The organism is Roseibium aggregatum, assembly GCF_014692675.1.
In the GTDB taxonomy this organism is placed as follows: domain Bacteria; phylum Pseudomonadota; class Alphaproteobacteria; order Rhizobiales; family Stappiaceae; genus Roseibium; species Roseibium aggregatum_C.
The window spans coordinates 34,211-53,271 of record NZ_JABFCZ010000010.1 but is presented as its reverse complement, the minus strand read 5'-3'; the positions used below and the strand labels follow the sequence as shown (position 1 = coordinate 53,271).

Genomic DNA, 19,061 nt, shown 5'->3' with positions numbered 1-19,061 from the left:
ACCCCGGCCAAGCGACAGCGCGAGCCGGGGCCGGGGAGCCCGGGTCTGTCTTTGGTGATTTGATCGGCACCGGTAGCGAGGGGGCTCGCCGATCCCGGATCTCCGCCTTGCTCCGGCCGGGATGACGACGTCGGGTTTTTTGTGGGTTCCGACCCTAGAACAGCCCCTCGATCTGCCCGTTTGCATCCAGCCCGATGTGGTTGGCCGAGGGTACGCTCGGCAGGCCGGGCATGGTCATGATTTCCCCGCAGATCACCACGATGAAGCCGGCGCCGGCGGACAGGCGCACCTCGCGGACGGGTACGCTGTGCCCGGTCGGGGCGCCGCGCCGAGCCGGATCGGTAGTGAAGGAATATTGCGTCTTGGCCATGCAGACCGGCAGATTGCCGAAGCCGTCCGCCTCCCAGCGCTTCAACTGATCGCGGATGCTCTTGTCGGCCAGCACCTCGTCGGCCCGGTAAATCCGCCGGGCAACGGTCTCGATCTTGTCAAACAGCGGCATGGTATCGTCGTAGAGCGGCGCGAACTGAGCCTGACCGCTGTCTGCGAGCCGGGCGACGTGGGTGGCGAGTTCCTCGGTGCCGGCCGAGCCGTTCGCCCAATGGGAGGCGAGGACCGCGTCGACACCGAGGTCCCGGCAATAGGCCTTGACCGCCTCGACTTCGGCTTCGGTGTCCGCCGTGAAATGGTTGATCGCGACGACCGCGGGCACGCCGAACTGTTTGATGTTCTCGATATGGCGTCCGAGGTTGGCGCACCCCTTGGTCACGGCCGCGACGTTCTCGGCGCCCAGATCCTCCTTGGAGACCCCGCCGTTCATCTTGAGCGCCCTGACGGTGGCGACGATGACGACCGCATCGGGGGAAAGGCCGGCCTTGCGGCATTTGATATCGAAGAATTTTTCGGCCCCCAGGTCCGCGCCGAAACCGGCTTCCGTGACCACATAATCCGCTAGTTTCAGGGCCGATTTCGTCGCCATGACCGAATTGCAGCCATGGGCGATGTTGGCAAATGGGCCGCCGTGGATGAAGGCGGGATTGTTTTCCAGGGTCTGCACCAGGTTCGGCTGGATCGCTTCCTTCAGGAGCACGGTCATGGCGCCGTCGGCCTCCAGTTCCCGGGCCGTGACGGCGGTGCGGTCGCGCCGGTAGCCGACGATGATGTTGCCGAGCCGCTGCTGCAGGTCCTCAAGACTGGTGGCCAGGCAGAGGATCGCCATGATTTCGGAAGCCACCGTGATGTCGAACCCGCCTTCGCGCGGAAACCCGTTGGCGACACCGCCGAGCGAACAGACGATTTCGCGGAGCGCCCGGTCGTTCATGTCCATCACCCGCTTCCAGGTGATCCGGCGCGGATCAATCTCCAGCTTGTTGCCCCAGTAGATATGATTGTCGATCAGGGCGGACAGCAGATTGTTGGCCGAGGTGATGGCGTGGAAGTCGCCGGTGAAATGAAGATTGATGTCCTCCATGGGCACCACCTGGGCATAGCCGCCGCCGGCCGCACCGCCTTTCATGCCGAAGCAGGGGCCGAGCGAGGGCTCGCGCAGGCAGATCATGGCCTTCTTGCCGATCCGGTTAAGCCCGTCGCCGAGCCCGACCGTGGTGGTCGTCTTGCCTTCGCCGGCCGGTGTCGGGTTGATGGCGGTAACCAGGATCAGCTTGCCGTTGGGCCGGCCGTTGAGCCCGGCGAGATAGTCACCGGAAATCTTCGCCTTGGTTCTGCCGAAGGGGATCAGGGCGTCGTCGGGAATCTCCAGCCGTGCGCCGATTTCCGAAATCGGCTTCATCTTCGCCTTGCGTGCAATCTCGATATCGCTGCTCATTCCCTGGCGCTCCCTCTTTTATTTCCGCTCGGCCGGTCTTCCTTGCGCGGGAATCAGGCCTGGCAATTGTGTTTTCGACAGGCTAGGCGAGAAGGTGTGTATACAAAAAGCGCAAATGCGACCTGGGGCGGACTGGATGCGACGAAGTCCACAGGCCACATATTTCGGCTGATTTTCCGGCTTCCCGGAAATTCTGAATGCCGGGAAGAGCGCCGATTGCTTGACTTCTTGTGATGCTATGTATACAAAATCATGCGTAATTGAGTATGAGTGGTCGCATGGGCGGAGAAATGTATGCACGCGGCCATTCCGAGGAGGGTGGCAAGTGCCGGTTTTCACCAGGCGTTCCATTGAGATGACACACGACAAGGCATGCGGATGACAACGCTGGTACTCGTTCCGGGGCTGCTCTCGGATGACATCGTATGGCAGCCGCTCGCAGATGCTGTCGCGGACAGGATGCCCGTGTACCAGGCGGATCTGAACGGCGGCAATTCGATCTCCGGCATGGCCCGTGATCTGCTGGACAAGGTGCCGGGAGACCTGATCGTCGTCGGCCATTCCATGGGCGGCCGGGTCGCCATGGAAATGGCCCATCTCGCGCCGGAGCGGATCAAGGGTCTTGTGCTCGCCAATACCGGCCATGGCCCGAAGCGCGAAGGCGAGGACGTCAAGCGCCAGGCCATGATCGATTTGGGCAACGAGAGCATGGAAAAGCTCGCCGATCAGTGGCTGCCGCCGATGGTCGACGAACGCCGCGTCGGCGACGCAGACCTGATGAACAAGCTGCGCGCCATGGTTCTGCGCGCCAACGCTGAAATCCATGAAGGTCATATCCGCGCGCTGGTCGGACGCCCCAATGCAACGGCCTACCTCACCGATATCGACTGTCCGATCCTGCTTCTGGTCGGCCGTCAGGACCGCTGGAGTCCGATTGCCCAGCATGAGGAAATCAAGGCGGCCACGAAGAATTCCGAACTGGCCGTCATCGAGGATGCCGGCCATTTCGCGCCGGTCGAGCGGCCGGAAGACGTGGTGAAAGCCGTAACCGACTGGCTCGGCAGGACTTTTGGAGACGAGTGCAATGGCTGATCAGCAAGATAACATTCCCGAAACGCCGCTCTTTGACCGGGCGCGCTCGCTAAAGGGCTACAAGCTCAACAAGATGGCCAATGCGCTCGGCGACCCGGCCAACCGCGAAGCCTTCAGGGCCGATGAAGACGCCTTCCTCGACCGCTTCGGCCTGTCGGCGGAGGAAAAGGCCGCGGTCAAGGCGCGTGACTGGCACGAGATGGTGCGGCTCGGCGGCAATCTGTTCTTCATTTTGAAAATCTCCGCGGTCGACCCGGTGCCGATCACCCAGATCGGCGCCGCACAGGCCGGCATGCCCCATGAGCAGTTCCTTAGCGAACGGCTTGGAAAGAAGGTGAACCATGGCTGAGATCATTGGTGGTATCGGCACCTCCCACGTGCCCTCTATCGGCGTCGCGCTTGACCGCGGTCTGACCGAAACGCCCGACTGGAAACCGTTCTTCGATGGCTACGAGGCCGCGAAGGAGTGGATGCGGGAAGCAAAGCCCGATGTGGCCGTGGTGATCTTCAACGATCACGGCAACAGCTTCTTCCTGGACCGGGTGCCGACCTTCGCAGTCGGTGTTGCGGAAACCTACAAGCCGGTCGATGAAGGCTGGGGCCGCCGCGATATTCCCGACTTCGAAGGCGCGGTCGACTTCTCCTGGCATTTCGTCGACAAGCTGGTCGAGCGCCATTTCGATCCGCTGGTCTGCCGCGAGATCGACGTCGATCACGGCCTGCAGGTGCCGATGGAACTGATGTTCGGCCGCCCGGAAAAATGGCCGGTCAAGATCGTGCCGATCTGGGTCAATACGGTCCAGTACCCGATCCCGACCCCCCAGCGCTGCTGGGAAATGGGCCAGGTGCTGCGCGAAGCCATCGAAAGCTGGCCCGGCGACGAACGCGTCGTGATCCTGGGCACCGGCGGCCTGTCCCACCAGTTGCAGGGCACTCGTGCCGGCTTCATCAACCGGGAAGCCGACCTGGCCTGGCTCGACGGTATTGCCAATGATCCGGAAACCTATCGTAATATGACCCGCGAGGACTACGTCGAGCAGTTCGGTTCGGAAGGGGCGGAACTGATCATGTGGCTGGTCATGCGCGCGGCAATGAACCCCCATGTCAATCTGCTGCACAAGCACTATTATGCGCCTGCCTCCATGACCGGTGCGGGCATGGTGCTTCTGGAAAACGCGGCCTGAGCGGGATCGACATGTATTTTCTGATGGTTTGCCGTCATCACGACGGTGTGGACGAAAAGCGCAGCTCCGTGCGCGACCAGCATAAGCAATGGGTAATGTCGGGCGGCGAAGGTTCTGCATCCGTCCTGATCGGCTCCGCCACGGTTGGCGAAGACGGCAAGGCGAACGGCAATTTCGGGGTTCTGGAAGCAAAGGACGCGGCGTCTGCCCGGGCCTTTGCCGAAGGCGACCCGTATAACCGGGCGGGCATCGTGGCAGCGATTGAGATCACGCCGCTGCCCGATACCTTCCAGGCGCACCGGATTTCGGAGCCGATGTCCAAGTCCAACGATTGAACCGCGCACCGTGAACGCGTCATTCCGCCCGTCTCTTGGGTAGAACGGAATCTACACCAAATTGTAGGATAATCAGTATCTTAGTTCATAATTCCGGTACCCATGATGGGTAAGCGAATTTCAGTGATGAACTCAAATTGGTCCGCTCATGTGGAGATGATCATTCCACAACAGGTGAATACCGGCAGAAGTTTCGTTGCGCCAGGCGAATTCGCCCTTGATCGGCTTGTCGAACTTCTTGATGTTGAGCAGGATTTCGTCAGGTAGTGATTGCAGTCCTTCCGCGATCACCCGGCAGCCATGCTGTCCTGCATCGACGATTGTGCCCGGGATCTCCATGATATCTTCCTTGTCGCTTATGGTGACCGGTATGGAGACTTTGTGCCGGCTTTCTCGGCGCTGCTCGTGACCCATGCTATCGCCCTTCGGGAACAAGATGGCGGCATCGTTCCCCTTCACCGAGGTAACATGCGCCTTGATCAGCTTTTCATCCTCGCTGAACCGTATGCCGATGTGCTTATGCAATTCGCCGATATGGTCGGAGGTCAACCGGCAGCCCCACTCGCTGACGTTCGATACGACTGCCTTGATGCAAGCAAGATTGTCTAAATCGATGACCAGAACTTCTTCTGAGGTATCTTGTTTATCTTGTAAGTGCGTCAAGCCAAGCATTACTCTTCTCCAAAGATCACCAGAATAGAAGTAACAAAAAACCGTTGCGGATCACTTAAACCGACACTCCCCTGATTGATCATCTGTTTCCTTAACGTAACAATGGACTCACTCAAACGCGGAAGATCGTTCATGCTCATAGAGGTGCAAAATTTATGGCTTCCGAACAGAACAATCCGGGCTTCGACCGGATCCTCCTCGATCCCGCAGCCCACTACGACAGTCCCGCGGATGTGGTTTCGGACGAGCAATTCCCAGTATCCGCCCGTATCGAGATCCTGCGCCGCTGGGAATACGACGCTGCCGACGCGAGCGTTGCCGCGGAAGAAGGCATGCCCGGCGGCAATGGCGAACTGATCGCCGACATCATCAAGGCGCTACAGGATCTCGGAGCCGAGATCGATACGGAACGGACCGCCCCGACAAAACAGGGCGGCCTCGGCCGGTCTTCCATCAAGACGGACAAGTGATCCCGTGAGCGGAGCCTGCGGCCCGGATCGGGTGTTCTGATAAGGGCGGAGGGATCATGAACGTCGTTGTTCTCGGTTTTCTGGGAAGCCTCGCGGCGGGGATGATGACCGCCGTCGGCGCCGTTCCGGTTCTGGCCGGCCGAAAGGTGTCGCAGCGGCTGAACGACACGCTTCTCGGATTTGCCGCGGGCGTCATGCTGGCGGCGTCTTTTTTCTCGCTGATCGTGCCGGGACTGGAAGTCGCCGAAGCCCTTCACGGGGGGGCGGCTTGTGCCGGCCCTGATTGCCGTGGCCGGCATAAGCCTTGGCGTCGCTTTCATCTACATTCTGGACGAGCGTATTCCGCACCAGCATTTCATCAAGGGACGGGAAGGGCCCGAAGCGGAGACGCTGAAGCAGATCTGGCTGTTCGTCATTGCCATCACGCTGCACAACATCCCTGAAGGCCTGGCCGTCGGTGTCGGTTTCGGTGGCGGCGATCCGGGGGCCGGGACAACGCTTGCCTTCGGCATCGGGCTGCAGAATGCACCGGAAGGTCTGGCCGTTGCCCTGGCGCTGCAGTCGGAAGGCTACGACAAGCGCTATGCCTTTGTCGTCGCGTGCCTGACGGGCCTCGTGGAGCCTGTGGCCGGGCTGATGGGAGCCGCAGCCGTCAGCCAGTCTCAGGTGCTGTTGCCTTGGGGACTGACATTTGCCGCCGGCGCGATGATTTACGTCATCTCCAACGAAATCATTCCCGAAACCCATCGCCACGGCCACCATAAGGCTGCGACGACCGGGCTGACGGCCGGACTGGTCGTGATGATGTTTCTGGATGTGGTGTTCGGCTAGATCAGCCGTTGTCCCGCAAGCGCGGGAAGTTGCCGCCGAAAAGCCTCTCCGGAGCCTTGGGGAAACTCCGGAGTGGGGGGGAGGAAGGGCTTTTCAGCGGCTATCCCGGTATTCGCGGTAGATCAGGCGATCGAGCCGCGGGTCTTGAAGCCGACTTTCTTCAGGATGATCGTCAGCGGGCAGAAGCCGGTGAAGGAGAACTGGATCAGGTTTGCGCCGATGAAGGCCGTGAACCAGAGCCAGTTGATGTTGTGATAGATGGCAAGCGCAAGGCTTGCCAAAATCATGCAGCCGACGATCAGCGTAAAAATGCGTTCCAGAGGCATGTGTCCGTCCTTTATATTCACTAATGTGAAAATAATACTGTAGCGCGCCAATTTCAATACGAATATTTCCGGATCGGTTAAGAGGTCCTCGGCGCGGGTTCCCGCAACCAGTCCTGTTCGTAGGTTACACCTGAACACCCTGCAAATCGCGCGATCCGGTCAAGTTCGGCGGCAAGCTTCTGCAGACGGCCTTTCGATGGCCTGACGCCCTGTTCCGGCCAGAAGGCGCGCACATGCAGCCGGTCTTCGTCGCGGAACGCCTTCATGTCGATGCGTCCGGCAATCCGGTCGCCTTCCAGAACCGGAAAGACATAATAGCCGTATTGCCGCTTGGGCTCGGGCACGAACACCTCGATCCGGTAGTGGAAGCCGAACAGGCGTTCGGCGCGCTTGCGGTCACGCAGCATCGGATCGAACGGGGACAGGATCCGGATACGCGCCGGTGGCTCCGGCAAGCCGGCGATCTCCGCCAGGGTCTGCGGAAAGACAAAGACCTTGCGCGCGGTCCTGCCGTCGGCGCAGGTCACGTCCACTTCCTGGATCTCCCCGGCCTCAAGAGCCCGGGCGCACCATTGTTTTGCTTCTTCCGGCGTGATCAGGTCCCAGAAGGCGGCGATCTCGCCGGACGTGCCGAAGCCCAGGCGTGTCAGGGCCGACCGGCAGGCCCAGTCGATCGTTTCTTCCGGATCGGGCAGGTGAAGCCGGTGCGGATCGGGGATGACCCGCTCGGTCAGGTCGTAGACCTTCTGAAACCCGTCGCGCCGGCACACCGACAGCGCGCCGGAGCGCCAGAGGAATTCCAGGGCCGTCTTGGACGGGTGCCAGTCCCACCAGCCGCCGCTCTTGCGTTCCTCATCGGCGCCGACATCGCCGGAGGTGACCGGGCCATGGTCGCTGATCTGTTTCAGCACCGCCTCGAATTTTTCCTCGAAGCCGTCCCGGCGCCAGTTGCGCCAGCGGGAAATCAGTCGCTCCCGGTCCCGTTGAAACCTGAGCTGCCAATGGGGAAAGAATTCGGTCGGAATGATCGAGGCGTCGTGGGTCCAGTGCTCGAACAGCGAGCGGTGCTTTTCCAGAAGCGGCTTCAGGTTCTTTTCCCGGTAGGCCGGCCGCCGCGCCGCCAGGATCATGTGATGCGCGCGGGCAACCGTATTGATGCTGTCGACCTGGACGAAGCCGAGCCTGTCGATGACGGCGCCCAGATCGTCGCCCTTCGCCGGCCCCTTCGGCGTTTCGCCAAGGCCATGACGCTCCATGAAGAGTTTTCGGGCGTCGCTGTTGGTCAGACGGGGGAGGGCGCGTGCAGACATGACAGAGAAGAACTTTCACGTAAATCGGCGGTCAGGCAATCCGAAAACAGATTCGGATCCCAGGGTCAGGCCCCTGACCAAAGCATGAGAACGGACAGAGGGGAATGGCTTTCTCTGCCCGGGGAATCCCTCTACAGCTAGGTGCATGACGGATCCGATCATCGTTCTGGCGACGACATTGGTGTTTTTTCTGGCTGGAGCGGTGAAGGGCGTCATCGGTCTCGGCCTGCCCACGGTCAGCCTTGGGTTGATGACGGTGATCATGGATCTGCCGACGGCCATGACGCTCATGCTCGCGCCGACCTTCATCACCAATGTACTTCAGGCGACCACGGGCGGTTATACGATGGTGCTGTTGCGCCGGATCTGGCCGTTTCTGTTCTTTGCGACCGTACTGGTCTGGCCGGGCGGGCTGGTCCTGAAGGAAGCGGACCTGTCGCTCATGGCGGCCTTTCTGGGAGTGGTCCTGGTGGCCTATGCGCTGACCGGCTTCTTCGGCCTGCGCATGACGACCCGGCCCGAGCGCGAGCGCGGCATCGGCGTGGTGACGGGCGCAGTAAACGGCGTCCTCAGCGGGATGGTCGGGTCCTACGCGGTTCCCGGTGTGATGTACCTGCAAAGCCTGGAACTGCCGCGCGACCAGTTTGTGCAGGCCATGGGCATGCTGTTCCTGTGCACCACGATCGCGCTGGGCGTGACCCTGTCGGGCACGAACCTGATGACCCTGGACATGGGCCTGGCGTCCGTGCTCGCCGTCGTGCCGGCCATTCTCGGGTTCTTTGCCGGCCAGCACATCCGCAAGAAGCTGTCGGAAGGCCTGTTCCGGACGCTTTTTTACGTGGCGTTGCTGGTTCTGGGCGCCTTCATCGCCGCCAAGGCGCTGCTCTTCTGACGAAGCGGGGAGGACGGCGTCCTGTGTCGCCTCGCCTATTTCGAGACCAGCCTCACGGATTTGGATCCCGCGGTCTTGTCGCCGCCCGGCCGGTTCGCCCACTGGTAGGCTTGCCGTTCTTCCGTCGGCGTGCACAGGAACCGTTCCCGGTAGCACTTGGTGAAGTGCGACGTGGAGGCAAAGCCGCAGGCAAGGGCGACATCGAGCACAGGCCGGCTGGTCCGTCGTAACAGGTCCCGCGCGGTTTCCAGGCGCAGGCGCAGGTAATATTGGCCCGGCGTGCAGTTGAAATGGCGGCGGAACAGGCGCTCCAGCTGTCGCGGCGACAGGTTGACCGTCATGGCGAGCTGCTGGCAGCTCAGCGGATCCTCGATGTGGAGATCCATGATCCGGATGGAATCGAGGATTTTCTCGTTGGAAATGCCGGTGCGCGCTTCGATATCATGGCGCTGGGCGGATTCGCCGGCCCGCGTGTTCTGGTAGAGCGCGACCTCGGCGACCTCATGGGCGATATAGGCGCCGTGCTGAATTGCCACGAGGCGCAACATCATGTCGAGCGGCGCCATGCCGCCTGCACAGGTCATGCAGTTGCGGTCGATGGTGAAAATGTCGCCGATGACTTCCAGATGCGGAAATTCCTCGCGCAGAGACCGCAGGTTTTCCCAGTGGATCGTGCAGCGGCGACCGTCGAGGAGGTGATAGCGCGCCAGAAGATAGGCCCCGGTGCAGATGGCGCCGAAGGTCCGCCCCATGGCGTTCAGGCGGCGCAGGCGGTTGCCCAGGTCTGCGTCGAGCGGCAGGCGCTCCACGTCGAGGCCGGTACACAAAAGTGTTATGTCGGCATCATGCAGATCTTTGACAGAAAAATCGGCCTTGATTTCGCAGCCGTTGCTTGCAGCGACCGAATTGCCGTCCAGCGAATAAATTTTCCATTGATAATAGTTGCGGCCGAGCACGCGGTTCGCCAGTCTCAACGGTTCCACGACCGATGAGAATGCATTCATGGAAAACCGGTCAAGGATAACCAATGCTACGGTTTGACCGTTTTCTTCTTTAACAGCATCGGACATATACTCTGTCCTTTATAAGGTCTCTGGAGAAGGCTTTGTAATTTTGTAGTAAGGTCGGTGTTTTTTATAAGTCTGTCAAATAGAAAGCTGTTAAAGACGTGTATTCATTGAAATGTTATAAACGCAAATTAACGGCCGCGGCACGCCAACCCTGCCGACGGGGTGCCGGGGAGGGGCCCGGCGGCGGCCGGCGGTGGACAATTCGAACGAATTTTTTGCTATTTTGCGGTTTCGTGGTTGCAGATTGCTTCAAGTCAATGCAGGACCGGTGTTAAACGGACCCAATCGCCACCGATCAAACATCACCCAACGGAAGATGCACGACACATGAATGTTCTTGCCAAGCCCGCCGAACTGGAAGCTGCAGCTCCGGCAGGCGTCTTTGTCCAGGAAGTCACCACGGTCCAGCACTATACGGACCGGCTGTTCAGGTTCCGCATGACCCGCCCGGCAAGCTTCCGTTTCCGCTCCGGCGAATTTGTCATGATCGGCCTGATGATCGACGGCAAGCCGCTGTACCGTGCCTATTCCATCGCGAGCCCGGCGTGGGACGAGGAACTCGAGTTCTTCTCCATCAAGGTGCCCGACGGCCCGCTGACTTCCGTCCTGCAGAAGATCCAGCCCGGCGACGCCGTTCTGATGAAGAAGAAGCCGACCGGCACGCTGGTCAATGACGCGCTTCTGCCCGGCAAGCGGGTCTACATGTTCTCCACCGGCACCGGCATCGCGCCGTTCGCCAGCCTGATCCGGGACCCGGACACTTATGAGAAGTTCGACCAGGTGATCCTGACCCACACCTGCCGCGAGGTGGCTGAGCTGAAATACGGCGAGGATCTGGTCAATGAGACCGTCAACGATCCGCTGATCGGCGAGTTCGCCAGGGACAAGCTGGTGCATTACACCTCTGTCACCCGTGAGGACTTTCCGCGCACGGGCCGCATCACCGATCTGATCGAAAGCGGCAAGCTGTTCACCGACCTCGGCGTGCCGCCGCTCGACCCGGCCATCGACCGCGGCATGATCTGCGGCTCCATGAACATGATCAAGGACACCAAGGACCTTCTGGAGAAGGCCGGTCTGACCGAGGGCGCAAACAACAAGCCTGCGGAATTCGTGGTCGAGCGCGCATTCGTCGGCTGACGACTGCCGACACGCATTCGAATTTGAAATTGCAGACCCCGAAGCCGGCCCTGGTTTCGGGGTTTTCTGTTGCGCGGGGCAGGTCGACCCGCGGATAGTGGCGGCAAGAGCCGAATCGGCGGGAAACAGTCTATATTGCCTGACACCGATTAGGCAGGCGCAGCAGGCGATGCTTGAACAGACACCGGCCTTCAGAGACAGGAATGATAAAAAGCATCTTTGAAACCCTGGAACTGCTTGGGGTCGCCAGCCGGGATACCCGGGAGGAATATGCGTCGGAAACCCGTGACGTGAAGCCGCTCAGGGTCTGCCGGGACAGCGCCTCCGGCGTGATCTACATCGACGGCTACTACACCGGCGACGACACCTACAAGAAGGGCGACTACCGCCAGGAAACGGTCCAGCGCGCCGGCGAACCGAGCTACGAGCGGCAGGCGGATGCGACCCGCCGCGCCAACGCCTTCCGCAGCTACTATTCGGGAAAGAAGATTGCCGATTTCGGCTGCGGACTGGGCGACTTCCTGCGTCTGGTCCAGGCCGAGACCGCGTCCTGTGTCGGGATCGAACTTCAAAAGGACGCCGTCGACTCGTTGAGAGAGGCCGGCATTGACTGCGAAACCTCCATCGATGCGCTGGAGGAAGGTTCCCTGGATGCGTTGTTCAGCTTCCATGTGCTGGAACATCTGCCCGATCCGCTTGAGATCCTGACGCTTTTGAGACCGAAGCTGAAAGAGGGCGGTTATGCGATCTTCGAAGTGCCCCATGCACGCGATTTCCTGCTGGACTACGTCGACAGCGCGCCGTTCCGCAAATTCACCCTGTGGAGCCAGCACCTAGTCCTGCACACACGCGACAGCCTGAAGCGGATGCTGGAGCACGCAGGCTACCGGGACGTGGTCGTCACCGGCGCGCAGCGCTATCCGCTGTCCAACCACATGCTGTGGATGACCAGCGGCCGTCCGGGCGGACACAAGTCGAAATTCGCCGCCATCGACACGCCGGAGCTGACGGCGGCCTATGAAGCCGCATTGTCGAAGATCGACGCCACCGACACGCTGATCGCGGTCGCCCGCAAATAGCCTGCCAGTCCAAAGCAGTCTAGGCCAGGCCGAGCCGCTTGTCCCGCCGTTCCGGAGAATATGTCTCCAGCCATTCCGAGATGGCCGCCTTGAGGTCTGGCACAACCGCGGTGGCCGGCTTCTTGCTGGTCAGCAGGAAGTAGCGCTGGGACGGGTGCCAGGGCGGGTTTTCCTGTCCGAGCAGAAGCGGCGGTTCGTTCTGGCCGAACCGGAAGCTGGGTACGTCGAGAACGCCGGCAATTTCGGCAACGCTGGTATTGGCCGTGACGACAAGATCGCAGCAGGCGGTCAGGGCCGCGGCGGCCAGCAGATCGTCCAGCAGATCGACATCGTCGAGGCTGACGAACGCACCTTTCGTCTTTGCCTTCAGAAAGTCGATTTCCCGCTTCACCGCCGCATATTGCAGATTGACGAACGTCACGTCCTTAAAATCCATGATCGGCGCGAACTGCGGCGCGGACAGATAGAGCCGGGCACGGGAGACGGCCAGGTTCATGGACCGCCAGCCGACGCCGATGATCGGCTTGTCTCTGCCGTGTTCCTTCAGACGCTTCAGGTAGCCCTGGGCCTGTTCCTGGTCGAAAGCGTAGGCGGGGCGCTTGGCCGTCTTGAAATCGTCCAGACTGTTGCGGAAGAACCGGGCCAGGTCGGTGATGTTTGCATGGACATCGTAGTCCGAATAGATCGCCTTTTTCTCCGCGTCGAAGGCGGCGGGACGGCAAAGGGCTTCGGGAAAACTCTTCTTATACCAGGGGGTTGCCTTTTTCGACAGTTCGATGATCACCTTGCCGGCGCGCTCGATCAGGTCGGGCAGCATGGTTCCTGCCTTGAGGGCGTCGCCGAGGCCCTGATCGGCCCAGACAAGCACGGTCTTGTCGGAAATGTCCTCGCCTTCCCAGGCCGGCACGTCGAAGGTCCGACGGATGACCTGCGAAGCCTTGTCGTCGAAACGGGAACGGTGCAGGCGCCAGCCGGTTTCCAGATCGCCGAGCGCCAGGGACGCAAGAGACAGGTTCCAGTCCAGGCCGACGAAGCTTTCCGGCGCCAGTTCGCGCGCTTTCTTGAACTTTTCGTAGGCCTTCTCTGGCTGATCGAGCATCAGATAGTGGACGCCCAGGGTGACGAGGCGGTGATAGTCCCGCGGCGAATCTTCATGCGCCGCAATTGCATATTTCAACCCCTCGCCGGTCTCGCCCATCTTGAACAGCAACCGGGCAACCTCGTGCTTGATGTTGCCATTGTCCGGGAACCGTTCCAGGGCATCGGCCAGCTCGGATTCGGAGTTCTTGAAATCTTCGCATGCCAGCCGGGCACGTGCCCGCTCCACATAGTTCTCCGGGTTGCCCGGATCGAGCAGCGTGGTCTTGTTGAAGAAGGCGATGGCCTTGTCGTAGACCTTTTCGTCCCTGAGCAGGATGCCGTAGTTCCGGAAGGCATCGGGATAATTCGGATACTTGACGATCAGGAACTGGAAGATCTCCTCCGCTTCGAGTTTGCGGTCCATCCGGCTCAGGGAGATTGCCTTGAGATTGAGGGCTTCCAAAAGGTTCGGATCGAGAGACAGGGCCTTTTCCGCGACCGCCAGAATGCTTTCCGGCTCGGTGAAGGCTATGTCGGACATGGTGCGCGCCAAATTCGCGTAATACGGCGCCCGGTCCGGTGCGAGTCTGATTGCCTTCTGAATGTATTCGAATGCCTGTTTGGGGTCGCCGAGCTGGCGATAGCTGACCCCGAGCAGGTGGTTGGCGTCCGGCGAATTCGGCGCCTTCTTCACCACCAGCTTGTAGATCTTCTGCGCTTTTTCCACCTCGCCCGCCTGCTGCAGGGCAAGAGCCTTCTTGAGTTTCTCAAGCAGAGGGTTCGGCTTTGGCGCGAGTTTGGTCGCCATGACGTCTCCGGTTCGGCAGGCTTCAAAGAATCACAGGTAATTATTCTACAGGAGCGGCCCCGATCTAAGGGCAATCGGTCAATTTGCTGGGGATCGGGCGCGAAAACCTTTTTCTTTCCGATTACAAGGGAAAATCCCGGGCATGCGTTTCCCGTCGGGACGGATCAAAGCTTCGGCCAGCAGGGCGAATTTTCGAAACCGCCCAGTCCCGTCGGCAGACATTTCCCCGGCAGGCCGGACTGGACCGTTTCCACGAGACTTTCGAAATCCGGAATTTCGTAAACCCTGAGCTTGCCTTGACTGACCTCATCGGAGTTCGACAGCAGAACCTTGTTGTCCGTTGTGAAGGCCACTCCGTACCAGCGGAAGATCTCGCCGAAATCGAACCACTTTTCTTTTCCGGCAATCGAGTAGAGATAGGTCTTGAAACTGTGGCCGCCCAGCGCCTCCACGATAATCAGCGTCTTGCCGTCGCCATCCGGTTCCGCCAGAAAGATCTGGTTGTCGCTGTTGTAAAGGATCGACGATTTCCAGGCGTGATCACCGGTGTCTTGTTTCCAGATTTTCACCTGGGAGGTCATGTCGCTCGCGACCACATCGACGTTGTCCAGGAAGAACGCGGAGGTGGTCTGTTTGCCCAGATCCGCGATACCGGCGTCTTTCACCTTGCCGGTCGCCTTGAGCTTTTCCGTGTCGAGCAGGTAGGCCGGCCCCATCCAGCCCGTTTCCGCCAGCAGATATTTTCCGTCCCGTGACAGGGTCAGGCACTGGAACCTGTCTGAAAGGTCGGCCCCAAGCTTTGAACCGAGCGTTTCCGCGACCCTGTCGTGCAAGGCCGCCGGGTCGATGTCGATGACGGCGCCGCCTTCAAACGCTTCCGCGATCAGATTGTTGTTCCCCCGGCAACCGTGATTGTTGCGCAGCGTGAATTTTTCGCCGGCATTCGCATAGCGATAATCGTTCTGGCTGGCGCCGAACCCGTAAACCTCAACCGTGTCTTCCTCCGGCATCACCACGGCAACATGGTCGGCATCGGTGAAATAGGCGAGTTTGGGTGTGGAGCGCAGCCGCCGGTGATAATGAAAGCCCTCGGAGAAGACGTAGAGATCCCGGTCCTGGATTGCCCCGATGATCTCCTCGGACGCATACCGGTTCACGTCCAGCCATGTGAACCCTTCGTAAGTCAGGGGCTGGTCGAATTTGTCCTGGATCAGATCCCGCACTTCCGTTCCTTCGTCGTCGGTCTCTGAATCCAGCAACACCGCATTCTGCTCCGGTCCTTCCGACGTGTTTCCGTAGTGGATCGCAAGAAAGCGAGGGCCGTTGCCACTGCAGGCGAACGCGTAGGAGGTGAATTGGGGATAGGAATATCCCTCGCCGATGTAGGACTTCAGCTTTCCCGTTACGGACGGCATCGGGTCATGATAAATCCCGCGCGAGAAACAGGCGCGCATGGTGAGGTCGAAAACCTCGTCCCGGGACAAGGACGCCGGCTTGAGGCCGGCTGTGCCGTCCGGGCCGGTCACGATCTCGTAGGAGACCGGACTGTTTGCCTCGGAAGCGCCTGAACCGGCTTCTCCCGTCCCGGAATCTCCCGCTCCGGACTCCCCTCCCGGCATTTCCGGCTGGGTTTCCACGAAATAGCTCTTCGGGAACAGAAATCTCCGGCCTTCGCCGTCGCGGACGAATTCATAGCCGCAGCAAAGGTTTTCGGAGATCACCGATCCGCTGTCGGGCACTAAGATCCAGACGGTCTCCTTCTCCGGATCCTGAAAGACGACGGTGCCGTCTTCATGGACTTTCAAGTCCTGATCTTCCGAGGTCCGGTATTCGAAAGGCGTCGGAAAATCGTTGGCCGAAAGATCCGCGTCCGGAATTCTCGACAGGTCGGTCAGGGCACCGCTTCGCGTATCGATCTGCGCAACGACGCCATTCCGACGGACCAGCGTGATCAGCTTGCCGTCGCCGGCCGAATTGAGCGCCACGATAGGGCTGTCTTCCGCTGCTCCTTTCAGGATGTCTCTTGTTGTGGCGCTATGGTCGAGCGATACGATTGATCTGTCGCCGTCCTTCAGGACGTAGAGCGCATTTCGGGCCGGAACGTAATTCGTGGCATCGGGGAACTTGATGGTGGTCACGCCGTCGAGCAGATGCGCGGCGTCCTTCAACAGGATGGGCAGCCGTCCGGGAGCGGTGTCGGCATCGAATTGCCCGGCGGATTTCAGCAGCACGAGGGCGGCTGCATTGACGTCACCTTCGACCATCAGGTCGTTGGCGGTGCCCAGTGCAAGGCGGGCGGAGGATGCCTCCGCCGCGTTCCGCTGGGTCCAGGCGAAGACGCCGAGGACACCGACCACGAATGCCGATGCCAGCGATGCCGCGGCGATGATCCGCGACCGCCTGTTGGCGGCCCGGCGGCTTTCGTAAATATAACTTCGGTGCAGGTCGGTCGGGGCAGGGGCGTTTTTCGGCTGGAGGGCCAGCCATTGCTCCGCCCGTGTCAGTTCCGAGCCGCGCAGTTTCTGTGCGCCCAGCCGTTCGGCACTGCGCCACCGGTTGGCGAGATCCCCGAGCCTGGTGTGTTCCCGTATCCAGCCGATATCCGTGTTCAGCGCCTGGATCAGATGGACGATGCCCTTCTCGAACTCGTCCTCGGGCGTCAGGAAAATGTAGTTGTAGCGGCTGAGTTCAGGCGGGATGCGGTCCGGGGCCACCGTGGCGATCACGACAGGGGCGATCCGCTTGTTGTACCGGCCGGCGACCTCGACCTCCCAATGGCAGACCTCGGACGACGCCGATGCCGGGCTTAGAGCGAAGACCACCGTATCCGCCTCGATGATCAGCTGCTCCAGCCGCTGTTTCCACTCCTCGGTCGGCAGGATGTCTTCCGTATCGCGAAAGACCTCGATGTCGTCCTCCGCGCCGAGGCGCTCGGCGAGCTTCGCGACCTGCCGCCGGTCCTCACGAGAATACGAAATAAAGACCTTTGTCTTTTCCCCGGCCATGCCCCACTCTCCCTCCAGGAAAGCCTCCCTCTAAGGAACGGCACTCATGACGACAGATCGAACCGGTCGGGCCTTTGCCTGGCTGATGCAGTTCCTTCGTCTATCCGGAAACGCAGCCTGGCTGCCGATCTCCCTCTGTCTGTCTTGCTGAAATTGTCACGGAGCGAAGCAGGCCGCAATCGGGGATTTTCGGACCAGGCGATGCGGCCCCACACCTGCCCGGCGTAGATTTGTCCGATCCGGGAATTCGGGAAGAAGAGGGGCGGTGGATTCTGCCACCCCGGTGCAGGGACACCGCTGCCTAAAGTCCCTCCCGATTACCCGCTTATTGGTGTGTTCAGATACAGCAGCGAGCCATTGAGTATCGCCGCAAAGGCGACCCAGGCGGCGTAGGGCAGGAACAGCAGCGCCGCGAGATCGTCCTTGGGTCGGGCCTTGACGATGAATGTGATGATGGTGATCAGCATCAGGATGATGATGCCGAGCGCGATATCCATCCGATGGGCAGAAAAGAACACCGGAGACCAGATGAAGTTCAGCGCCAGTTGCGCTGCCCATAGCTTCATGGCCCAGCCGCCCGGTTCGCGCAGCCAAACGCGCCAGCCGGCAATCGCAATACAGATGTAGAGCGCCGTCCAGACCGGGCCGAATATCCAGTTCGGCGGATTGAAGGGAGGTTTGATCAGGCTCACGTACCAGGCGCCGGGCGCGGTTGCGATACCGATGGCGATGCCGCCGCCGACGACCAGGATGAGAAAAAAGGCAAGGGAACGGATGTTTTGCATAATTCATGGATATACGATTTTTATTCGGTATCCGGAACTTTCCCTCGGAAGTGAACAGCTTGTTCCATGACGGACACAGTGGCTGACAGTTGGAACGGGCTACCCTGTAAGCAGCTGTTCTTCCTGGCAGGCATTCCCCATTTGGATTTCCATTCCGCGTGGTTCGGGAATTTAAGGAAGTCAAAAAGCTGTTTAGACAATAACTTGAATGGGAAGATGGTGGGCGATACTGGGATTGAACCAGTGACCTTTCCGGTGTGAACGGAACGCTCTCCCGCTGAGCTAATCGCCCCGACTTTCGAAGGGCAGCCGTGGTGGCTGGTGGGCGCTAGGTAATTCAAAACGCGGTTTCAGGCAAGAGCAAAGCGCGCATTTCTTCTCAGGACGGTTTGCGGGACGGTATCCGCGCCGGGGAGCGTGCTCTAAGCCACGGCCTTCAACGCCTGAATGGCGTCGTGCAGCTCGTTGAAGTGCGAAATCACCCGGTCCGGGCCGAGCTCGGTCACCGGGACCTGGGTGTAGCCGAAATCGACGGCGACGACCGGAATGCCGGCCGCGCGTGCGGCGTTGATATCGGTGGCTGAGTCGCCGATCATGACGGAGCCGGATTTCCGGCCTCCGGCGCGTTCGATGGCGCCCAGCACCGGTTCGGCCTGCGGCTTGGCAACGGCGAAGGTGTCGCCGCCGACGATGGCGTCGAAATGCCTGGTCATATCCAGCTGGTCGAGAAGGGGCAGGGTCAGCCGCTCCATCTTGTTGGTGCACACGGCAAGCCGCCAGCCTTCGGCGCGGAACCGTTCCAGGGCGTCGATGACGCCGGGAAATGGGCGGGTATGGACAGTGAGGTTCTTTTCGTAAATAGCCAGGAACTGCCGGAACAGCGGCTCGATCGTGTCCTCGTTCCAGGCGATCCCGTTCACCTCCAGGCCCCGCTGCAGCATGAATTTGGCGCCATGGCCGACGATGCTGCGAAAGTTTTCCGGCGGGACGGCCTGATGGCCGGCGCCCGTCAGCACCGTATTCAGCGTTGCGGCAAGGTCTTCCATCGACGAGACCAGGGTGCCGTCGAGATCGAAGACGAGAACGGACATGAAGGCTTCCTTTCGGCCGGGAAGGGGCGGGTGACTGGCTCCCGGAACCTAATAACCAGTCCGCCC

At 60.6% G+C, this 19,061-nt stretch carries 18 protein-coding genes and 1 tRNA gene; 9 read left to right on the top strand and 10 right to left on the bottom strand.

Features of this window, described 5'->3' with window-relative positions; all coding sequences use genetic code 11:
* Positions 1 to 154 precede the first annotated feature (154 nt).
* Entirely contained in the window at positions 155 to 1,825 is a 1,671-nt protein-coding gene (locus HK439_RS10285) for a formate--tetrahydrofolate ligase (RefSeq protein ID WP_190291325.1), read from the bottom strand.
* Between the two features lie 378 nt (positions 1,826 to 2,203).
* Here HK439_RS10285 and HK439_RS10280 point away from each other — a divergent pair, with 378 nt between their 5' ends.
* Genes HK439_RS10280 through HK439_RS10265 form a run of 4 tightly spaced genes read left to right on the top strand, consistent with a single transcriptional unit; the run spans position 2,204 to position 4,436 of the window.
* A complete protein-coding gene (locus HK439_RS10280; protein WP_190291324.1) occupies positions 2,204 to 2,917 on the top strand; it encodes an alpha/beta fold hydrolase in 714 nt (237 codons plus the stop codon).
* Positions 2,910 to 3,266 carry an extradiol ring-cleavage dioxygenase gene (locus HK439_RS10275; protein WP_190291323.1) on the top strand — a complete coding sequence of 119 codons (357 nt, stop codon included), beginning with the start codon at positions 2,910 to 2,912 and terminating at the stop codon, positions 3,264 to 3,266. The genes HK439_RS10280 and HK439_RS10275 overlap by 8 nt, the downstream gene beginning before the upstream one ends.
* Positions 3,259 to 4,101, top strand: coding sequence for a class III extradiol dioxygenase family protein (locus HK439_RS10270; RefSeq protein ID WP_190291322.1), 843 nt, complete (start codon positions 3,259 to 3,261; stop codon positions 4,099 to 4,101). The genes HK439_RS10275 and HK439_RS10270 overlap by 8 nt, the downstream gene beginning before the upstream one ends.
* 11 nt (positions 4,102 to 4,112) lie before the next feature.
* A complete protein-coding gene (locus HK439_RS10265) occupies positions 4,113 to 4,436 on the top strand; it encodes a YciI family protein (protein ID WP_190291321.1) in 324 nt (107 codons plus the stop codon).
* Positions 4,437 to 4,568: 132 nt separating this feature from the next.
* Here the strand turns inward: HK439_RS10265 and HK439_RS10260 are convergent, their stop codons facing one another.
* Positions 4,569 to 5,108, bottom strand: coding sequence for a PilZ domain-containing protein (locus HK439_RS10260; RefSeq protein WP_190291320.1), 540 nt, complete (start codon positions 5,106 to 5,108; stop codon positions 4,569 to 4,571).
* 155 nt (positions 5,109 to 5,263) lie between these two features.
* On the opposite strand from HK439_RS10260, the gene HK439_RS10255 reads away from it, so the two are divergent.
* Positions 5,264 to 5,578, top strand: a complete 315-nt coding sequence (locus HK439_RS10255) for a hypothetical protein (protein ID WP_190291319.1) — start codon at positions 5,264 to 5,266, stop codon at positions 5,576 to 5,578.
* 270 nt (positions 5,579 to 5,848) lie between these two features.
* Positions 5,849 to 6,409 (top strand): ZIP family metal transporter, encoded by a 561-nt coding sequence (locus tag HK439_RS10250; protein ID WP_209011708.1) that lies wholly within the window; start codon positions 5,849 to 5,851, stop codon positions 6,407 to 6,409.
* A 122-nt stretch (positions 6,410 to 6,531) separates the two neighbouring features.
* Here the strand turns inward: HK439_RS10250 and HK439_RS10245 are convergent, their stop codons facing one another.
* Positions 6,532 to 6,735 carry a YgaP family membrane protein gene (locus HK439_RS10245; protein WP_190291318.1) on the bottom strand — a complete coding sequence of 68 codons (204 nt, stop codon included), beginning with the start codon at positions 6,733 to 6,735 and terminating at the stop codon, positions 6,532 to 6,534.
* 77 nt (positions 6,736 to 6,812) lie between these two features.
* On the bottom strand, positions 6,813 to 8,045 hold the full coding sequence (locus HK439_RS10240) for a winged helix-turn-helix domain-containing protein (protein WP_190291317.1): 1,233 nt from the start codon (positions 8,043 to 8,045) through the stop codon (positions 6,813 to 6,815).
* A 145-nt stretch (positions 8,046 to 8,190) separates the two neighbouring features.
* On the opposite strand from HK439_RS10240, the gene HK439_RS10235 reads away from it, so the two are divergent.
* Positions 8,191 to 8,937, top strand: a complete 747-nt coding sequence (locus HK439_RS10235; RefSeq protein ID WP_190291316.1) for a sulfite exporter TauE/SafE family protein — start codon at positions 8,191 to 8,193, stop codon at positions 8,935 to 8,937.
* 35 nt (positions 8,938 to 8,972) lie between these two features.
* On the opposite strand, the gene HK439_RS10230 is transcribed toward HK439_RS10235, so the two are convergent.
* Positions 8,973 to 9,941 carry a GlxA family transcriptional regulator gene (locus HK439_RS10230; protein ID WP_209011707.1) on the bottom strand — a complete coding sequence of 323 codons (969 nt, stop codon included), beginning with the start codon at positions 9,939 to 9,941 and terminating at the stop codon, positions 8,973 to 8,975.
* A 393-nt stretch (positions 9,942 to 10,334) separates the two neighbouring features.
* Between HK439_RS10230 and HK439_RS10225 the strand changes: the two genes are divergently transcribed.
* The gene (locus HK439_RS10225) at positions 10,335 to 11,147 is read left to right on the top strand and encodes a ferredoxin--NADP reductase (protein ID WP_190291314.1); all 813 of its coding nucleotides are present in this window, start codon (positions 10,335 to 10,337) and stop codon (positions 11,145 to 11,147) included.
* Between the two features lie 203 nt (positions 11,148 to 11,350).
* Positions 11,351 to 12,226, top strand: coding sequence for a class I SAM-dependent methyltransferase (locus tag HK439_RS10220; protein ID WP_190291313.1), 876 nt, complete (start codon positions 11,351 to 11,353; stop codon positions 12,224 to 12,226).
* 19 nt (positions 12,227 to 12,245) lie between these two features.
* On the opposite strand, the gene HK439_RS10215 is transcribed toward HK439_RS10220, so the two are convergent.
* From HK439_RS10215 to HK439_RS10195, 5 genes are all read right to left on the bottom strand, one after another.
* Positions 12,246 to 14,114, bottom strand: coding sequence for a tetratricopeptide repeat protein (locus HK439_RS10215; protein WP_190291312.1), 1,869 nt, complete (start codon positions 14,112 to 14,114; stop codon positions 12,246 to 12,248).
* Between the two features lie 164 nt (positions 14,115 to 14,278).
* Positions 14,279 to 17,119, bottom strand: a complete 2,841-nt coding sequence (locus HK439_RS10210; RefSeq protein WP_190291311.1) for a toll/interleukin-1 receptor domain-containing protein — start codon at positions 17,117 to 17,119, stop codon at positions 14,279 to 14,281.
* A gap of 317 nt (positions 17,120 to 17,436) precedes the next feature.
* A complete protein-coding gene (locus HK439_RS10205; protein ID WP_190291310.1) occupies positions 17,437 to 17,904 on the bottom strand; it encodes a TspO/MBR family protein in 468 nt (155 codons plus the stop codon).
* A 217-nt stretch (positions 17,905 to 18,121) separates the two neighbouring features.
* Positions 18,122 to 18,196: transfer RNA gene (locus tag HK439_RS10200), tRNA-Val, on the bottom strand.
* 130 nt (positions 18,197 to 18,326) lie between these two features.
* The gene (locus HK439_RS10195; RefSeq protein WP_190291309.1) at positions 18,327 to 18,995 is read right to left on the bottom strand and encodes an HAD-IA family hydrolase; all 669 of its coding nucleotides are present in this window, start codon (positions 18,993 to 18,995) and stop codon (positions 18,327 to 18,329) included.
* Positions 18,996 to 19,061 lie beyond the last annotated feature (66 nt).

Excerpts from the sequence above, each read along its gene's own strand:
- HK439_RS10195 (WP_190291309.1), bottom strand. The coding sequence starts at position 18,995 with ATGTCCGTTCTCGTCTTCGATCTCGACGGCACCCTGGTCTCGTCGATG.
- HK439_RS10245 (WP_190291318.1), bottom strand. The coding sequence starts at position 6,735 with ATGCCTCTGGAACGCATTTTTACGCTGATCGTCGGCTGCATGATTTTG.
- HK439_RS10235 (WP_190291316.1), top strand. The coding sequence starts at position 8,191 with ATGACGGATCCGATCATCGTTCTGGCGACGACATTGGTGTTTTTTCTG.
- HK439_RS10210 (WP_190291311.1), bottom strand. The coding sequence starts at position 17,119 with ATGGCCGGGGAAAAGACAAAGGTCTTTATTTCGTATTCTCGTGAGGAC.
- HK439_RS10265 (WP_190291321.1), top strand. The coding sequence starts at position 4,113 with ATGTATTTTCTGATGGTTTGCCGTCATCACGACGGTGTGGACGAAAAG.
- HK439_RS10285 (WP_190291325.1), bottom strand. The coding sequence starts at position 1,825 with ATGAGCAGCGATATCGAGATTGCACGCAAGGCGAAGATGAAGCCGATT.
- HK439_RS10230 (WP_209011707.1), bottom strand. The coding sequence starts at position 9,941 with ATGAATGCATTCTCATCGGTCGTGGAACCGTTGAGACTGGCGAACCGC.
- HK439_RS10220 (WP_190291313.1), top strand. The coding sequence starts at position 11,351 with ATGATAAAAAGCATCTTTGAAACCCTGGAACTGCTTGGGGTCGCCAGC.
- HK439_RS10205 (WP_190291310.1), bottom strand. The coding sequence starts at position 17,904 with ATGCAAAACATCCGTTCCCTTGCCTTTTTTCTCATCCTGGTCGTCGGC.
- HK439_RS10255 (WP_190291319.1), top strand. The coding sequence starts at position 5,264 with ATGGCTTCCGAACAGAACAATCCGGGCTTCGACCGGATCCTCCTCGAT.
- HK439_RS10280 (WP_190291324.1), top strand. The coding sequence starts at position 2,204 with ATGACAACGCTGGTACTCGTTCCGGGGCTGCTCTCGGATGACATCGTA.
- HK439_RS10275 (WP_190291323.1), top strand. The coding sequence starts at position 2,910 with ATGGCTGATCAGCAAGATAACATTCCCGAAACGCCGCTCTTTGACCGG.
- HK439_RS10260 (WP_190291320.1), bottom strand. The coding sequence starts at position 5,108 with ATGCTTGGCTTGACGCACTTACAAGATAAACAAGATACCTCAGAAGAA.
- HK439_RS10215 (WP_190291312.1), bottom strand. The coding sequence starts at position 14,114 with ATGGCGACCAAACTCGCGCCAAAGCCGAACCCTCTGCTTGAGAAACTC.
- HK439_RS10225 (WP_190291314.1), top strand. The coding sequence starts at position 10,335 with ATGAATGTTCTTGCCAAGCCCGCCGAACTGGAAGCTGCAGCTCCGGCA.
- HK439_RS10270 (WP_190291322.1), top strand. The coding sequence starts at position 3,259 with ATGGCTGAGATCATTGGTGGTATCGGCACCTCCCACGTGCCCTCTATC.
- HK439_RS10240 (WP_190291317.1), bottom strand. The coding sequence starts at position 8,045 with ATGTCTGCACGCGCCCTCCCCCGTCTGACCAACAGCGACGCCCGAAAA.